Consider the following 15,991-nt stretch of genomic DNA (forward strand, 5'->3'; position numbering starts at 1 on the left):
TAGGGCCGCGTCAGTCGAAATCCATCTTGACTGATCCACCGAAATCGCGAGCAGGCTCACTCCTACAGAAAAGCAAAAAGCCCGCGTAGCCTGAGAAGGCAGCGCGGGCTTTTTCGTTTGCGGGTGTCATTCGCCAGCCGGGATGACTTCCAGCACGCAAATCTGCGCAGGCGTCGGGTAATGCCAGCGCACGTCCAGATCCCAGAACTGCGCGCCATATTCCCGTTCCGGCGCCGGTGTCTGATACGCCGGCCGTGGATCCTGCGCCAGACACTGCTCAATCAGTTCTACCAGCGGCTCGTCGAGGCGCTGTGCGTGTATGTGCGCCTGTTGCAGCGCCGAATCCGTCCACTGCACATCGATCAAGTGCGGCGCCGCGCTGGCGATGTGGTTGGTCGCCCCCGGGATGATATCGGCGTATGGCACATACGGCTTGATATCCAGCACCGGGGTCCCGTCGAGCAAATCGATCCCGGAAATGAACAACCGATGGGCTTCAACCTTGTCCAGCTTCACCACCGACTGACCGATGCCGTTCGGTCGGTGTGTGGCGCGGGTGGCGAATACGCCCATCGACTTGTTGCCGCCCAGCCGGGGCGGACGCACCTTCAGGCGCGGCTTTTCTTCCAGGGCTTGATGAAACAGGAACAACAGCCAGACGTGGCTGACCTGTTCCAGGCCCTGCACGGCGTCACCCTGATCGAACGGTGCGACCAGCTCCAGCACGCCCCGGGCAGCCGGGGCCAGTTGGGGCTGGCGGGGAATGGCGAACTTCTCCTTGAAGCAGGAGCGCACGAAGCCGATGGGGGAAACGCTGTAGGTCATGGTTTGGGATCGAAGCGGGGTAGGGCGGGCATGATAACCCGGCAGACCTTATGGCAGGTGGCGACTGGGCTGACGCCATCGCGAGCAGGCTCACTCCTACAGGGTCATGGGTGTACACAAAATCTGTGCTCGCTGAAAATCCCTGTAGGAGTGAGCCTGCTCGCGATAGCGTCACCGCCGATCTTAGAGGCTGAACCCACCATCCAGCGGAATGATATTCCCCGTCATGTAGGCCCCCGCCGTACTCGCCAGGCTGATCGCCAGCGCCGCCATCTCTTCCTCACGCCCCCAGCGCTTCATCGGAATCAGCGCAGTATCGTCAGCCAACGCCTGCTCATCATTACCAATGTGCTGCGTCATCCTGCTCGGAAAGCGCCCCGGCGCAATTACGTTGACGTTGATGTGCTGGCTCACCAGTTCCCGGGCGAGAATTCGCGACAGCTGATGCAGCGCGGCTTTGCTCGGCCCATAGGCGTAAGCCTGCTCGCCAAACGAAGAAATTCCCGCCACCGAACCGATATTGATGATCCGCGCCGGATTCGCCGCCGAGCCAGCCTTGCGCAACAACGGCAGAAACTGCTGGATGCAACTGAACACCGAGGTTACGTTGAGCTGCATGACTTTCTCCCAGCCCTTGACCGGGTAGCTCTCCAGCGGCGCCCCCCAGGTGGTGCCGGCGTTATTCACCAGAATGTCCAGATGAGTGATCTGCTCCCCCAGGCGCGCAGCCAGCTCCTGCACACCTTCTTCCGTCGTCAGGTTCGCCGCCACGCCGTGGCACTGGCCCAAGGCGCTGAGTTCTTCAGCCGTTTGATGGCAGGCTTCAGCGTCGCGAGAGCAGACGTAGACACGGGCGCCGGCCTCGACAAAGGCCCTGGCGATCATTTTGCCGATACCACGGGTGCCGCCGGTCACCAGAGCGGTGCGGCCTTGAAGGGAAAAGTAGGGATGCATGGCGAGTCCTGAAGATTAGGGATCAATACACCCTAGTCGCCAGCCGCGAAAAGCGGAGCCACTATTTTCAGAGGGAATGAGCGGTTATGCGCTGCGGTGGCGACCATCAGTCGCCACCGCAAAAGGGCATCAGGCCGGGCGAACGCGCAGCGTGAGCCCTTTGAGAAAGTTGCGCAGCAATTGGTCGCCACACGGGCGGTAGTTGGTGTGGCCAACCTTGCGGAACAGCGCGCTCAGCTCAGGCTTGGACACCGGAAACTCGGCGGCCTTGAGAATCGCGTGCATGTCGTCTTCTTTCAGTTCGAAAGCCACACGCAGCTTTTTCAGGATGATGTTGTTGGTCACCGGCACTTCGATCGGCTGCGGCGGACGGCTTTCGTCCTTGCCGCGTTTGAAGATCACCAGGCCATCAAGGAAGTGGGCGATGACTTCGTCGGGGCAGCGCACGAAACCTTCTTCGTCTTCTTCTTTCTTGTCCAGCCAGGTGATTACATCGGCGAGCGTGACGTCGAGGCCGCCGAGCTTGATGATCTCGACGACTTTCTTGTCGCTGATGTCGAGCATGTAGCGCACGCTGCGCAGTACGTCGTTATGAACCATGTCGGTATTCCTGATGCGTTGTGGGCAGCGCTCGCGAGCGCTGCCGGAATGTGGGACGGCGGTGGAAGTGTCAGAACTTCTCTTTGCCGGACAGGTAGCGCCATTGGCCGAGCGGAACCTTGCCGATCGAGACGCCGCCGATGCGGATGCGGCGGATGCCGATGACCTTGAGACCGACCGCCTCACAGAACTGCGCGATGATTCCCGGCTGCGGGTTTTTCATGGCGAAGCGCAGACGGTTTTCGTTCTGCCAGCTGGCCTTGACCGGTGGCAGCTCCTTGCCCTTGTGGGTCAGGCCGTGCTGCAGGCGATTGAGGCCGTGGGCAGCCATCTCACCCTCTACTTCAACAATGTATTCCTGCTCGATCTTCGCGGCGTCGGCAGTGAGTTTGCGCAGGATTTTCCAGTCCTGGGTGAACACCAGCAGGCCGCTGGCCTTGGGCTGCAGGTCGGCGCTGGCGGTGAGCCGCAGGAAATGTCCGCGCAACGGTCGTTTGCCGTAGCGGTGCTCTTCGCTGAGGGTTTCGGCGCTGAGCGACTGCATGGCGCTGTCGACATCCATGCCGGCGGGGGCGTTGAGCAGGATGGTCACCGGCTCCGGCGCGGTGGCCTTGGCGTCCTTGTCGAGCTCGACCTTTTGATCGCCAACCTTGAATTGCGGCTCATCGATGACTTCGCCGTCCACGGTAACCCAGCCGCCCTCAATGAACAGCTCGGCCTCCCGGCGGGAGCAACCGACCAGTTCGATGAGGCGTTTGGAGAGGCGAATCGGGTCAGTCATGACAGGGCCGTAACAAAAAAGGGGTGGGCATTGTACCTGTGTGGAAGCGGTTAAGCCCGGTTCCATTTCGGTATCGTTATTTGTAGGAGTGAGCCTGCTCGCGATTGCTTTATGACATTCAGTATTGTTGTCGGCTGGTCTGGCGCTATCGCGAGCAGGCTCACTCCTACAGGGTTGTGGTGTGTCAGCCGTTGCCTGAGCGCTGCTGGGACTGCCGCAGGCGCATATGCAGCAACGGGTAGGGCTGGCCCATGCCATCGACCTCGGAGCGTCCGACCACCTCGAAGCCCTGTTTCTCGTAAAACCCCAGCGCCTGCGGGTTCTGTTCGTTGACGTCGAGTTCATCGGCGTTCAGCCGTTCGATCGCATATTTAAGCAGCTGTTTACCTAAACCACGGCCACGATGATCGGGATCGATGAACAGCATTTCAATCTTGCCCGCCGCCACTCCGGCAAACCCGGTGATGCGCTGCTGGGCGTCTTTGGTGCAGATCAGCATCACCGCATCGAGATAACGGGTAAGCACCAGATTGCGCAGCAGCTCGATGTAGCTGTCCGGCAGGAATTGATGAGTCGCCCGGACCGAGGCCTCCCAGACCAGGGTCAGTTCTTGGTAATCGCTGATTTTCGGTGTGTGAATGACCGAATGCTGACGCATGTGCGTGTGCCTCTTGTACGTTTCAAGGGAGTCCGTCCCCCGCTAAACGATAGCCGCAAAAAAGCCCCGTATCTCGGAAAAGAGCGGGGCTTTTTGTTTTTGTTGCGGTGTCTGGCTGGCTATTTCTGTCGCCGGCAAGAGCTCTCCCCCTCACCCCAACCCTCACCCCAACCCTCACCCCAACCCTCTCCCCAACCCTCTCCCCCAAGGGGGCGAGGGGGAAGGTGATCTGGCTTAATGATTCTGGACACCCCTAAAGGGCGGTAATCTACGCCCATAGACGAGGTGTGATTTGACCAGACGATATTTTTCGACAGATTTCAAACGGGATGCGGCTTGCCTGGTTTTGGATAAAGACTATTCGGTGAGTGAAGCCTGCGAAGCAATGGGCGTGGGCCCTACAGCTCTGCGTCGCTGGGTTGAGCAACTGCGTGCGGAGCGCAGCGGCAAGACGCCTGAGAAGTCCAAGGCCATGACCGTTGACCAACAACGCATCCAGGAACTGGAAGCAACAATTCGACGGATTGAGCGCGAGAAGGAAATTTTAAAAAAGGCTACAGCTCTCTTGATGTCGGATTCCCTCGATCGGTAAGGCTGGTCGAGGAGTTAAGCGAGCAATATTCAAGATCCGAGTTGTGCGTTGTATTTGGAATCAACCGCAGCAGTTATTACGAGCGTCTGAAACAGCGGGCGAAAGTAGATGACGGGCGCAATCGCCTAAAGATCAAAGCTGCTGAATTACATGAGCAAAGTCGCGGCTCAATGGGCGCGCGCAGCCTGTCAAAGGCGCTATGTAACGAAAAAGAGTCGGTGGGTCGTTACATGGCTCGTAGCCTGATGCGCGAGCTCGGGTTGAAGAGTCAGCAACGGCGCAGGCATCGTTACAAACCCAGCGGTGCGGAGGCGCAATACGCCCCCAATCATTTGGAGCGTAAATTCAATGTCGAGGTCCCCAATCGAGTGTGGTGTGGCGACGTGACTTACATTTGGGCCGGTACTTACTGGGTTTATCTGGCTGCTGTACTTGATCTGCATGCCCGGCGTATCGTCGGCTGGGCGATGTCCAGAAGCCCGGATTCAGCTCTGACCTGTCGAGCGTTAAAGATGGCTTTCGAGTCGCGAGGACGCCCTGAAAACCTAATGTTCCATTCGGATCAGGGCTGTCATTACAGCAGTAAAATATTTCGTGAAATGCTGGCGGACATGCGCATAAAACAAAGCATGAGTCGACGAGGAAACTGCTGGGATAACGCCCCGATGGAGCGTTTCTTTGGCAGTTTGAAATCTGAATGGATACCCAAGGCTGGCTACCGAAACGAAGATGAGGCTAGTACCGATGTGTTGCGCTACCTGACCCATTATTACAATCGGATCAGGCTGCACAGTCACAACGGATATCGGACTCCGGTAGCAATGGAAGCCTTGGCAGCATGAGAAATGACCTAAACCCTATAACCGTGTCCAGTATCGTTTGACCAGAACAAGGGAGCTGATCTTTGTGCTGTTCAAAACCTGAGTTCGACTGGATGGCTCAGGTCGGTGAAGCTCGCGAGAACACCTCAATCAGTCCCCTCTCCCTCTGGGAGAGGGCTAGGGTGAGGGGCTTTTGATCTTCAGATCAGATCTGCTCAGCCCACAGATCATATTCGTCAGCGTCAGTCACCTTGCACCAGACCTTGTTGCCCGGTTTCAGATTGCTGCCGTTGTCGATAAACACGTTGCCATCGATCTCCGGCGCATCGAAGAAGCAGCGGCCGACCGCGCCTTGCTCGTCGACTTCGTCCACCAGCACTTCGATCTCGCGACCAATGCGCATTTGCAGACGGGCCGAGCTGATCGCCTGCTGGTGCGCCATGAAGCGCTCCCAACGATCCTGCTTGACCTCGTCCGGAACAATCTCCAGATCCAGATCATTGGCCGGAGCGCCGTCCACTGGCGAGTACTGGAAGCACCCGACGCGGTCGAGCTGGGCTTCGGTCAGCCAGTTGAGCAGGTACTGGAAGTCTTCCTCGGTTTCGCCCGGGAAGCCGACGATGAAGGTCGAACGGATGATCAGGTCCGGGCAGATCTCGCGCCAGTTCTTGATCCGCGCCAGGGTCTTGTCTTCGAACGCCGGGCGTTTCATCGACTTCAGCACTTTCGGGCTGGCGTGCTGGAACGGGATGTCCAGGTACGGCAGGATCTTGCCGGCGGCCATCAGCGGGATCAGCTCATCGACGTGCGGGTACGGGTAAACGTAGTGCAAGCGGACCCAGACGCCCAGCGTGCTCAAGGCTTCGCACAGTTCGGTCATGCGGGTTTTCACCGGCGCGCCGTTCCAGAAACCGGTGCGGTATTTCACATCAACGCCGTAAGCGCTGGTGTCTTGCGAAATCACCAGCAGCTCTTTGACGCCGGATTTGACCAGACGCTGAGCTTCGTCGAGCACGTCACCCACCGGACGGCTGACCAGTTTGCCGCGCATCGACGGGATGATGCAGAACGAGCAGCTGTGGTTGCAGCCTTCGGAAATCTTCAGGTACGCGTAGTGGCGCGGGGTCAGCTTGATGCCTTGTGGCGGCACCAGGTCGATCAGCGGGTTGTGATCCTGACGCGGCGGCACCACTTCGTGCACGGCGTTGACCACTTGCTCGTACTGCTGCGGACCGGTCACGGCCAGCACGCTCGGGTGCACGTCGCGGATATTGCCTTCTTCCACGCCCATGCAACCGGTGACGATGACCTTGCCGTTTTCCTTGATCGCTTCGCCGATCACTTCCAGCGACTCAGCCTTGGCCGAATCGATGAAACCGCAGGTGTTGACGACTACAACGTCGGCGTCCTGATAAGTGGACACCACGTCATAACCTTCCATGCGCAGCTGGGTCAGGATGCGCTCGGAGTCGACCAGTGCTTTCGGGCAACCCAGAGATACAAAGCCAACCTTGGGATTGGCCGGCGCAGGAGTGGTGGACATGTCTAACCTCGGTGTTTTGTGACGTCGCTTGCTTGATGCGCAAACCGACGGATGGGCGCTTGGGGCGCGCCTCTGATCAAAAAGTGCGCAATTCTAGCGGCGGGCAACGCACTTGACCAGCTTTATACGGGGAAATACGACGAGTGCTGCGCTATGCTTCGCGCCGTTGAGCTTTACCGATTTCTTGCAGTCAATCATTGGTCTGTAACAACAGGTAAAACAGCGCATGCTGCAATACAAAGCATAGTGCTTCCTTCTAAGAAGCCGGTATCAAGATCAGGAGTGTTGGATGGGTCAGGCAAGTAGTCATGCGGCGGGCGCCGAGGGTTCGGCGAGCAGACCGCTGAGCATGCTGGTCGCGGCGGTCGGGGTGGTTTATGGCGACATCGGCACGAGCCCGTTGTACACCCTCAAGGAAGTGTTTTCCGGCGGATACGGTGTGCCGGTCAATCACGATGGCGTACTCGGCATTCTGTCGTTGATCTTCTGGTCGCTGATCTGGGTGGTCTCGATCAAGTACATGATGTTCGTGCTGCGCGCCGACAACCAGGGCGAGGGCGGCATCATGGCCCTCACCGCACTGGCACGGCGGGCAGCGTCGGGGCGCAAGCGCCTGCGTACGTTGCTGGTGGTCTGCGGGCTGATCGGCGCGGCGCTGTTCTACGGCGACAGCATGATCACCCCGGCTATCTCCGTGTTATCAGCGATCGAAGGCCTCGGCCTGGCGTTCGACGGCATTGATCACTGGGTGGTGCCACTGTCCCTGGTCGTGCTGGTCGCGTTGTTTCTGATCCAGCGCCACGGTACCGCGCGGATCGGCATCCTGTTCGGGCCGATCATGGTCACCTGGTTTGTCGTCCTCGGCGCCCTCGGCGTGTATGGCATCAGCCATACCCCGGAAGTGCTGCACGCGATCAATCCGATGTGGGCGGTGAATTTCTTCATCGTGCATCCGGGCATGGGCGTGGCGATTCTCGGCGCCGTGGTGCTGGCGCTGACCGGCGCCGAAGCGCTGTACGCCGACATGGGCCACTTTGGCCGCAAGCCGATCGCTCGCGCCTGGTTCTTGCTGGTGCTGCCGGCGCTGGTGCTGAATTACTTTGGCCAGGGTGCGTTGCTGCTGGAAAATCCTGACGCCGCGCGCAACCCGTTCTATCTGCTGGCACCGAGCTGGGCGCTGATTCCGCTGGTCGGCCTGTCGACACTGGCCACGGTGATCGCCTCGCAAGCGGTGATTTCCGGCGCATTCTCCCTGACCCGTCAGGCGATCCAGCTCGGCTACATCCCGCGCATGTACATCCAGCACACCTCCAGCGACGAGCAGGGCCAGATCTACATCGGCGCGGTGAACTGGGCGCTGATGGTCGGCGTGGTGCTGCTGGTGATCGGCTTCGAATCCTCTGGCGCACTGGCCTCGGCTTATGGCGTGGCGGTGACCGGCACCATGCTGATGACCACCATTCTGGTGTCGGCGGTCATGCTGCTGCTGTGGAAATGGCCACCGATTCTTGCGGTACCGGTGCTGCTTGGCTTCCTGCTGGTGGACGGCCTGTACTTCGCCGCCAACGTGCCGAAGATCGTTCAGGGCGGCGCCTTCCCGGTGATCGCCGGTATCGCCCTGTTCGTGCTGATGACCACCTGGAAGCGCGGCAAACAACTGCTGGTCGAACGCCTCGACGAAGGCGCGCTGCCGCTGCCGATCTTCATCAGCAGCATCCGCGTACAACCCCCGCATCGCGTACAGGGCACGGCGGTGTTCCTCACTGCCCGCTCCGATGCCGTGCCGCACGCGCTGTTGCACAACCTGCTGCATAATCAGGTGCTGCATGAGCAAGTGGTGTTGCTGACGGTGGTCTACGAAGACATCCCGCGTGTGCCGCCATCCCGTCGCTTCGAAGTCGAAGCGCACGGGGAGGGCTTTTTCCGGGTGATCCTGCACTTCGGTTTCACCGACGAGCCGGACGTGCCGCAGGCGTTGAAGTTGTGCCACCTCGAAGACCTCGACTTCAGCCCGATGCGTACCACTTACTTCCTCAGTCGCGAGACGGTGATCGCCTCGAAACTCGAGGGCATGGCGCGTTGGCGTGAGGCGTTGTTTGCGTTCATGTTGAAGAATGCCAATGGCAATCTGCGGTTCTTCAATCTGCCGCTGAACCGGGTGATTGAGCTCGGCACGCAGGTGGAGATGTAGCCTGCGCCTCAACTGAAAAGCCCCCGTCAGCCTTGTGGCTGGCGGGGGCTTTTTTGTGCCTGCACATAAACTGTCAATCCACCGCATATCTCCTGTGGGAGCGAGCCTGCTCGCGAAGGCTTAGTGTCAGTCGAAGCATGTGGTGGCTGAACCACCGCATTCGCGAGCAGGCTCGCTCCCACAGGGTATTGGGTTGAATCAAGAGGTGCGTTCAGACAGGTCAGCTTTAGATTCAGTCTTCGTCCGCGCAGGTCGTGGCATCAACGCCTGAATTACATCATCAATCAAGGCTTTGCCCATCACCGTCAGGTAATGCGCGGCCCAGGCATGACGGTCGGTGTCACTGTTGAAGGCTGCGTCTTCTGCGAAGGATTTGGCGAGGGATAGCAGGTCGGAGGATTGGGACAAGGCATTGATGATCGGGATGCCGGAGCGGACGTTGAAGAACGCTTGATCCGAGTTATAGAGGAAGGGGGTGAAACCGATGGTTTTAAGATCAGATGGATTGTTCATGGTCAGTTCCCTTGATTTCGAGAGCTGCCGCATCCGATACCAAGCGAATGGGTGGCAGCTGTGCGCAGGTTGGTAAACCGGGGAACCAAGGAAACCGGCACGCTCGAAAGCGTCCCACACACAGCTGCCATAACACAGGGGCTCGGACGGGATTTCGCCTGAGTCGTGTCGGGTGCGCTGTTGCGCCTTATTCCACCGGGTTACCAAGCCCGATCGCTGAATGGGTCAGCGACGTCCGGAGAGTATCCCGTCGAAAAACAGCGTAATAGAGCGGCACAGCGCCCCAACAAGAGTTTCGGAGTTTGCCTACAAGGTCCGTGGGCGTCATCTGATATTGCGAGACCAGACGTAAACGAAACTAAACGTCGGACACTTGTTTCCCTGTAGGAGTGAGCCTGCTCGCGATAGCGGTGTGTCAGTTGGCAAATAGGTGGCTGACACTCCGCTATCGCGAGCAGGCTCGCTCCTACAGGGGATTGGGGTGATCCACGCAAATGTAAAAAGCCCCCGCTATTGTGAGATGGCGGGGGCTTTTGTAGTCGGCGGCTCAGATCACTCTTCGGCGACCGAATCCTTGCTCTGGCGCTTCTGAATCAGCTCCACCAGACGCTTGGCCAGCGCCGGGTAGTTCTCATCGAAGTGATGACCACCTGGCAGTTTCACCGCTTCGCCAACGGCAGTCTTGTCGGTGCAGCCACTCTCATCGGTTTCTTCTTCACCATAGATGCACACAACCTTGGCCGCTGGCAGTTTGGCCATTTCCGGGCCGGTGGCGGCTTCTTTGCCGGCGTTGCCGAGCCAGCCTTCGACTTCGATTTCGAAGCTGCCAGTGCGGGCGAAGGCGAGCAGGATGATCGCGTCGACGCGCTGATGTTCGTTCTCTGGCAGGCGGTTGTAGATCGCTGGCAGGACGTCCGCGCCGAACGAGTAGCCGGTGAGGATGAAGCGCTTGGTGCCCCATTTTTGCCGGTAATGCTGCATCAGTTCGGTGAGGTCGAGGGCGCTTTGTTCCGGGCTCTTGTGCTGCCAGTAGTAGCGCAGGGTGTCGATGCCGACGACCGGGTAGCCGATCTTGGCCATTTCCCCGGCGACGTCGCGGTCGAGGTCGCGCCAGCCGCCGTCACCGGAGAGGAACAGGGTCACGGTGTCGTTGGCCTGACCGGCCGGAACTTCCACTACCGGGATCGCCAGGCCGCCGTTGGCCTTGTCGCCGCCGACGAGGATTTTGCGCAGTTCGTTGTTCAGCACTTGCGGCAGGTTGATGTCGTAGTCGCTGATGCTGGTTTCGGCGTTCGGCTGATCGCGGACGAAACCTGCGCTGGCGTCGTCCGGGTTGTCGTTCCACGCCACCAGCCAGTGGCCGTGGGCGGCGGATTTTGGCAGCAGGTGAGTGCAGCCGGGCTTTTCCAGGGCCAGATCGACGGAGATGGCCTGGGCCTTGTCGTCTTTCTGTTCCGCCAGCCAGCGCCACGCCAGCACAGCGCCCGGGCCGATACCGCTGACCAGAGTGGCCGGGCCGTTCAGTTCGCGCAGGCCCGATTGCAGTGCGCGGCTTTGCAGCAGGCAGTCCTCGGGCAGAATCACTTGAACGATCTGCGCCGAAGCGCTGCGGCTGAGGGTGGTCAGTTGTTTCTCGGAGAGCTTCTGTTCGTCGGTGACAGCCACCAACACCTGAGCCTTCGGCTTGCTGCCCGGAATCACCCGGGTCATGGCCGCGCCATCGACGGGTTTGAGCTGTTCGACGGTCGGTTCCGGTGCCGGGCGTTTCAGGTACCAGTAACCGCCGCCGGCAATCACAGCCAGCACCAGCAGGGCGGCCAGGATGTACTTCAGGGAGCGTTGAATCATCAGCGTTTCACCAATCCAGTCAAGCCGCCCGCGATCAGGGCAGCAGTGTCGGCCAGCGCCACGAGCGGATCGAGTCCGGCGGGCACGGCCATATAACGGGGTTCCCAGTCAGGCTGGAACTTGTCTTTGAAGCGGCGCAAGCCTTGGAAGTTGTACAGCTGCTCACCACGGCGGAAAACCATCGAGCCCAGACGCTGGGTCAGTGGCGCACCACGGCGGGGTTGCAACCCCGACAACGGCACCATGCCCAGGCTGAAGCGCGCGTATCCGTGACTCTTATAGTGTTGAATCAGGCCGACCATCATGAATTCCATGGTCAGCTTCGGCGCTTCCGGGTGCGCGCGCATCAGGTCGAGACTGGCCAGATCGTGGCTGTAAGTCTCAAGCAGATTGGCGAACGCCACCGGACGGCCTTCGAAGCGAATCACCGCGATGCGGAAATGCTTCAGGTAATCGTCGCTGAAACGGCCGAGGGAGAAGCCTTTCTCGCGCACGTTCTTGCCGGTCAACCAGGCATCGGAAATGACCTTCAGCTCATCCATCGGCGCCTGACCCGGCTCATGGATTTCCAGCGACAGACCGTCGCGGGTGCCACGGTTCCAGGTGTAGCGCAGGTCTTTCATCTCCTTGCCCTTGGCTTCCAGATCGAAGCGCCGCAGATCGACCCGGGCTTCTTCGCCGAGTTTGATCGCGGTCAGGCCGATGTCCATGTAGTACGGCAGATTCTCCGCACGTACCTGATAGAACACGGGGCGGGTGTGATGGATGTCGCAAAGGTCGCGGAACTGCCAGATCATTTCCGCGCGTTGCTGGCTCGGCCCGATCGGGTCGTACAGCGCCACCAGACTGCGGCCACGCCGGGCGTACATCAGAAACGCCTCGTCGTTGGGATGAAACAGCAGCGCCTTGTCACCGGTCAGCGCGAGGCCGCCATCGGGTTGCGACGAGGCCATGAGGATTTTCGCTGCGCGGTCGAGTTCGTCCGGCGTCGGCAAATGAATCACCGGGCGCGCGGTGCGCAGCAGCCAGGTCAGGGAGATGATCACCAGCAACACCGCCGCGCCGAGCAGCGAGCGCAGGCCGCGCGGCGCGTCAGCGTCGAGGGTGAACTGCCACCACAGTTGATGGCTGTAGGGCACGTCCTGATAGGCGAACAGCAGCAACCAGGCCGAAGCGCCCAGCACGCACAGGCTGGCGACCAGATACAGCGGCGAGAACGGCAGCTCGGTCAGGCGGCTCGGGCGGTAGAAGGAGCGGCGGAACACACCCAGCAGTGCCGCCGTCAGTGTCATCAGCGTGGCTTCTTCCCAGTCGAAGCCTTTGAGCAGCGAAAGCAGGGCGCCGACCAGCAGCAGAATGGTAGTCAGCATCCACGCCGCCGACAGGCGCCGACGCAGGCCTTGGGCGAGCAACAGGCACAAAACGCCAATCAGGCTGGCGCCGAAGTGCGAGGCGTCGACCAGACGATGGGGGATCAGAAAACCGATGTGCTCCAGGCGCGTGTCGATCTCCGGGGTCGCGCCGGAAAACAGCAGCACCACTCCCGACAGGAACACCAGCACCGCCAGAATCGGCGCCGCCAGACCGGACGCGGCGCGCATGGTCTGGGTCTGAAACAGGCGCTGGCCTTCGTTGATCAGCAGCAACACGCAGGCGACCAGCAGCGGCAACACCACGTAGATCAGGCGATAGAGCAGCAGGGCAGCGGCCAGCGGCGCGGCGCCGAGCTTATCGGCAAACGCGGCAAGCAGAATCGCTTCGAACACGCCAACGCCGCCCGGCACATGACTGAGCACGCCCGCGGCCAGCGCCAACAGGTAGACCAGCAGGAATGGCGCAAACGGTGGCGCTTCCGGCAGCAGCAAATACAGAACGGTGGCAGCAGCCGCGACGTCGAGAGCGGTGATCAGCAGTTGCAGAAGGGTCAGGCGTCGACCCGGCAGGCGCAATGTCCGCCGACCGGCGCGAACCAGCAGATTGTCGGGGTAGGGTTGTTCCGGCAGACGACGGCGATAGATGCCGATCGCCAACACTGCACCGAGGATCAGTACGGCGGCGGCGACCGAACCAAGCAAGATTTCCGACAGTCCCAGCGCTTGCGAGGCGGCGGGCAGATTGCTCAACGTTGCCAGTGCAGCCAGCGGCGGCAATGCGCAGCCCAGCGAGAGGCTGGCGAACAGCGTCATGTGCGCAACTTCTGACGCACCGACACCCAATCGCGCATATAAACGATAACGAACCGAGCCGCCGGACAGCAGCGACAGGCCAATCGCATTGCCGATGGCAAACGCGGTGAAGCCGCCGAGGGCGAGCGTGCGCGGCGGCAGGTTCACGCCAGCGTAGCGGCTGGCCGACCATTCATAGCCGAGCAGAATGATGAAACCGATCACGGTCGCGCCGATGGCGCCGAGCAGGGCCGGTTTCGGTACGTCGAGAATCGAGTCATGCAACGCGTCGAGATCGAGCTCGGCGAGCAGATGGCGGCAGGCAATCAGGGCAATGGCAAACAGCAGCAACGTCACCGCCAGACCGATCGGCTGACGGTATTTGCTTAACCGATCCAGCCAGCGCAAACGCTGGGGTTTGATCGGTTGTTCTGCTGTAACGGTGTCTTGTGGATCAGACGAGTTGGCGCGCATCAATCACCTCTTGGATTGTGCGCGACAGGATGGAGGTATCCAGCCAAGTTACCAATCCCTGTAGAAAAAAATAATCACAAAATACTACGCCTCTCGTCGGGCATCGGCGAGGGCAGTTCCTGGATTGCAGAAAGCCTGTCTGCGACTCAAGCATAGTCGCAACACAGCAGTTCTGATGATCCCCAGCGGTTCACTGCACAGTGACAGATCATTGTTGCGAAAGGACTTTTTCGACAGATACAAAAAAGGCCACTCTTTCGAGTAGCCTTTTTTGATGTTTGGTTGCGGGAGCCGGATTTGAACCGACGACCTTCGGGTTATGAGCCCGACGAGCTACCAGACTGCTCCATCCCGCGTCTGTGTGGCGGCATTCTACAGGCGAACGGCGAGGTGTCAACCGCTAATCCCGGAATGGGTCAAATAACTGCGAAATCGCGGCAAACGGTCGCAGGCGCGCGTTAAGTTTCGGAAATCCAAAGAAATCCTGTTTTTCCCCAACCTGTGTCGCACGATGCTGGTTGAACAAAACAGACGCGCACAAAAAAGGCCACTCTTTCGAGTAGCCTTTTTCGATGTTTGGTTGCGGGAGCCGGATTTGAACCGACGACCTTCGGGTTATGAGCCCGACGAGCTACCAGACTGCTCCATCCCGCGTCTGTGTGGCGGCATTCTACAGAGGTTCGCGAGTGTGTCAACCTTCGATCAGGATAAATCTGTTGAGGTTCAAGCGCTTAGGATCTTTTCGGAATCCGGTGATCGGCACGCAGGGCAGGCCGCGCAAGGCTTTCAGCTCTATTGGTCGGCGATCCTTGATTGAGAAAATAAATTCGTCGGAAATATCCTACGGTCGGAAAACAACATTCAACCACTGGTGCTATATACAGGTGCCAATGAGATACTGCCGCTCCGGCCTGCCACGTTGCTTTTTCCGACATGACCCAGCGAAAAATCATCCACATCGACTGTGACTGTTTCTACGCCGCCATCGAGATGCGCGATGACCCGCGTCTGGCCTGCAAGCCACTGGCGGTGGGTGGTTCGGCGGACCGGCGCGGGGTGATCGCCACCTGCAACTATGAAGCGCGCGCCTATGGCGTGCGCTCGGCAATGGCCTCCGGGCATGCGTTGAAGCTGTGCCCGGACCTGACCATCGTCAAGCCGCGCATGGACGCTTATCGGCAAGCGTCGAAGGAAATTCATACGATCTTCGCCGACTACACCGATCTGATCGAGCCGCTGTCGCTGGACGAGGCTTACCTGGATGTGTCCGACAGCGCGCATTTCGGCGGTAGCGCCACGCGCATCGCCCAGGACATCCGCCGCCGGGTTTCCAATCAACTGCACATCACCGTTTCCGCTGGCGTCGCGCCGAACAAGTTTCTGGCGAAGATCGCCAGCGACTGGAAGAAACCCAACGGCTTGTTCGTGATCACCCCGGATCAGGTCGAGGATTTCGTCAGCGGTCTGCCCGTGAGCAAGCTGCACGGCGTCGGCAAGGTCACCGCCGACAAGCTCGGCAAGCTCGGCATCGTTGACTGCCAGCACTTGCGCGAATGGGGCAGGCTGGCGCTGGTGCGTGAATTCGGCAGTTTTGGCGAGCGATTGTGGAATCTCGCCCGTGGGATCGATGACCGCCTGGTGCACAACGACAGTCGGCGTCAGTCGATCAGTGTGGAAAACACCTACGATGTTGATCTTCCGGATTTGCGCGCCTGCCTCGATAAATTGCCCGAGCTGCTCGACACCCTGAAAAACCGCATGGCGCGGATCGACAGCAGTTACCGACCGGGCAAGCCGTTCGTCAAAGTCAAATTTCATGACTTTACCCAGACCACACTGGAACAGGCCGGGGCAGGGCGGGACCTGGGCAGTTATCAGTTGCTGCTGACTCAGGCGTTCAATCGCGGCGGCAAGCCGGTGCGGTTGTTGGGAGTGGGGGTGAGGCTGGAGGATTTGCGCGGCGGGTTTGAGCAGATGGAGTTGTTTGAGCGGTAGATCGTCAAAGCAAAAGATCGCAGCCTTCGGC

Annotated in this window: 12 protein-coding genes, 2 tRNA genes and 1 pseudogene; 4 read left to right on the top strand and 11 right to left on the bottom strand. The window is 59.9% G+C overall.

The window, feature by feature from the left end:
• Positions 1 to 126 precede the first annotated feature (126 nt).
• From tsaA to LIS66_RS05885, 3 genes are all read right to left on the bottom strand, one after another.
• A complete protein-coding gene (gene tsaA / locus LIS66_RS05875; protein ID WP_042607043.1) occupies positions 127 to 825 on the bottom strand; it encodes a tRNA (N6-threonylcarbamoyladenosine(37)-N6)-methyltransferase TrmO in 699 nt (232 codons plus the stop codon).
• A 183-nt stretch (positions 826 to 1,008) separates the two neighbouring features.
• Positions 1,009 to 1,779, bottom strand: coding sequence for an SDR family oxidoreductase (locus tag LIS66_RS05880; protein WP_227973791.1), 771 nt, complete (start codon positions 1,777 to 1,779; stop codon positions 1,009 to 1,011).
• 129 nt (positions 1,780 to 1,908) lie between these two features.
• Positions 1,909 to 2,379 (bottom strand): DUF1456 family protein, encoded by a 471-nt coding sequence (locus LIS66_RS05885; RefSeq protein WP_064364222.1) that lies wholly within the window; start codon positions 2,377 to 2,379, stop codon positions 1,909 to 1,911.
• Between the two features lie 267 nt (positions 2,380 to 2,646).
• Here LIS66_RS05885 and LIS66_RS27900 point away from each other — a divergent pair, with 267 nt between their 5' ends.
• Positions 2,647 to 2,694 carry an SEC-C metal-binding domain-containing protein gene (locus LIS66_RS27900; protein WP_223259094.1) on the top strand — a complete coding sequence of 16 codons (48 nt, stop codon included), beginning with the start codon at positions 2,647 to 2,649 and terminating at the stop codon, positions 2,692 to 2,694.
• A 373-nt stretch (positions 2,695 to 3,067) separates the two neighbouring features.
• Here the strand turns inward: LIS66_RS27900 and LIS66_RS27905 are convergent.
• A pseudogene (locus tag LIS66_RS27905) lies at positions 3,068 to 3,418 on the bottom strand (hypothetical protein); the annotation flags it as partial.
• Complete coding sequence (locus tag LIS66_RS05900) at positions 3,345 to 3,818, bottom strand: GNAT family N-acetyltransferase (RefSeq protein WP_227973792.1); 474 nt, start codon at positions 3,816 to 3,818, stop codon at positions 3,345 to 3,347. The pseudogene LIS66_RS27905 and the gene LIS66_RS05900, both read right to left, overlap by 74 nt.
• Before the next feature lie 292 nt (positions 3,819 to 4,110).
• Between LIS66_RS05900 and LIS66_RS05905 the strand changes: the two genes are divergently transcribed.
• Positions 4,111 to 5,252 (top strand): IS3 family transposase gene (locus LIS66_RS05905; protein WP_416220740.1). Its coding sequence is split into 2 segments (ribosomal slippage): positions 4,111 to 4,372 and positions 4,372 to 5,252, totalling 1,143 coding nucleotides; the frame shifts between segments, so codons are not numbered across the junction.
• A gap of 184 nt (positions 5,253 to 5,436) precedes the next feature.
• Here LIS66_RS05905 and rimO read toward each other — a convergent pair.
• Positions 5,437 to 6,774: a 30S ribosomal protein S12 methylthiotransferase RimO gene (rimO, locus tag LIS66_RS05910; protein WP_227973794.1), complete on the bottom strand. Its 1,338-nt coding sequence runs from the start codon at positions 6,772 to 6,774 to the stop codon at positions 5,437 to 5,439.
• Between the two features lie 349 nt (positions 6,775 to 7,123).
• Between rimO and LIS66_RS05915 the strand changes: the two genes are divergently transcribed.
• Positions 7,124 to 8,965 (top strand): potassium transporter Kup, encoded by a 1,842-nt coding sequence (locus tag LIS66_RS05915; RefSeq protein WP_416220756.1) that lies wholly within the window; start codon positions 7,124 to 7,126, stop codon positions 8,963 to 8,965.
• Positions 8,966 to 9,163: 198 nt separating this feature from the next.
• On the opposite strand, the gene LIS66_RS05920 is transcribed toward LIS66_RS05915, so the two are convergent.
• From LIS66_RS05920 to LIS66_RS05940, 5 genes are all read right to left on the bottom strand, one after another.
• Entirely contained in the window at positions 9,164 to 9,478 is a 315-nt protein-coding gene (locus tag LIS66_RS05920) for a DUF3077 domain-containing protein (protein WP_227973796.1), read from the bottom strand.
• Between the two features lie 552 nt (positions 9,479 to 10,030).
• The gene (locus LIS66_RS05925; RefSeq protein ID WP_227973797.1) at positions 10,031 to 11,326 is read right to left on the bottom strand and encodes a virulence factor family protein; all 1,296 of its coding nucleotides are present in this window, start codon (positions 11,324 to 11,326) and stop codon (positions 10,031 to 10,033) included.
• Positions 11,326 to 13,965 (bottom strand): bifunctional lysylphosphatidylglycerol flippase/synthetase MprF, encoded by a 2,640-nt coding sequence (gene mprF / locus LIS66_RS05930; RefSeq protein WP_227973798.1) that lies wholly within the window; start codon positions 13,963 to 13,965, stop codon positions 11,326 to 11,328. The genes LIS66_RS05925 and mprF overlap by 1 nt, the downstream gene beginning before the upstream one ends.
• 279 nt (positions 13,966 to 14,244) lie before the next feature.
• Positions 14,245 to 14,321 (bottom strand) — tRNA-Met (locus tag LIS66_RS05935).
• Positions 14,322 to 14,542: 221 nt separating this feature from the next.
• A tRNA-Met gene (locus LIS66_RS05940) sits at positions 14,543 to 14,619 on the bottom strand.
• Positions 14,620 to 14,898: 279 nt separating this feature from the next.
• On the opposite strand from LIS66_RS05940, the gene dinB reads away from it, so the two are divergent.
• Entirely contained in the window at positions 14,899 to 15,960 is a 1,062-nt protein-coding gene (dinB, locus tag LIS66_RS05945) for a DNA polymerase IV (protein WP_227973799.1), read from the top strand.
• Positions 15,961 to 15,991: the final 31 nt, after the last annotated feature.

The organism is Pseudomonas sp. HN2 (assembly GCF_020736465.1).
Taxonomy (GTDB): Bacteria; Pseudomonadota; Gammaproteobacteria; order Pseudomonadales; family Pseudomonadaceae; genus Aquipseudomonas; species Aquipseudomonas moraviensis_A.

Coding starts and splice junctions, on each gene's coding strand:
- mprF (WP_227973798.1), bottom strand. CDS start 13,965: ATGCGCGCCAACTCGTCTGATCCACAAGACACCGTTACAGCAGAACAA.
- LIS66_RS05925 (WP_227973797.1), bottom strand. CDS start 11,326: ATGATTCAACGCTCCCTGAAGTACATCCTGGCCGCCCTGCTGGTGCTG.
- LIS66_RS05915 (WP_416220756.1), top strand. CDS start 7,124: ATGCTGGTCGCGGCGGTCGGGGTGGTTTATGGCGACATCGGCACGAGC.
- LIS66_RS05885 (WP_064364222.1), bottom strand. CDS start 2,379: ATGGTTCATAACGACGTACTGCGCAGCGTGCGCTACATGCTCGACATC.
- dinB (WP_227973799.1), top strand. CDS start 14,899: ATGACCCAGCGAAAAATCATCCACATCGACTGTGACTGTTTCTACGCC.
- rimO (WP_227973794.1), bottom strand. CDS start 6,774: ATGTCCACCACTCCTGCGCCGGCCAATCCCAAGGTTGGCTTTGTATCT.
- LIS66_RS05920 (WP_227973796.1), bottom strand. CDS start 9,478: ATGAACAATCCATCTGATCTTAAAACCATCGGTTTCACCCCCTTCCTC.
- LIS66_RS05900 (WP_227973792.1), bottom strand. CDS start 3,818: ATGCGTCAGCATTCGGTCATTCACACACCGAAAATCAGCGATTACCAA.
- LIS66_RS05880 (WP_227973791.1), bottom strand. CDS start 1,779: ATGCATCCCTACTTTTCCCTTCAAGGCCGCACCGCTCTGGTGACCGGC.
- tsaA (WP_042607043.1), bottom strand. CDS start 825: ATGACCTACAGCGTTTCCCCCATCGGCTTCGTGCGCTCCTGCTTCAAG.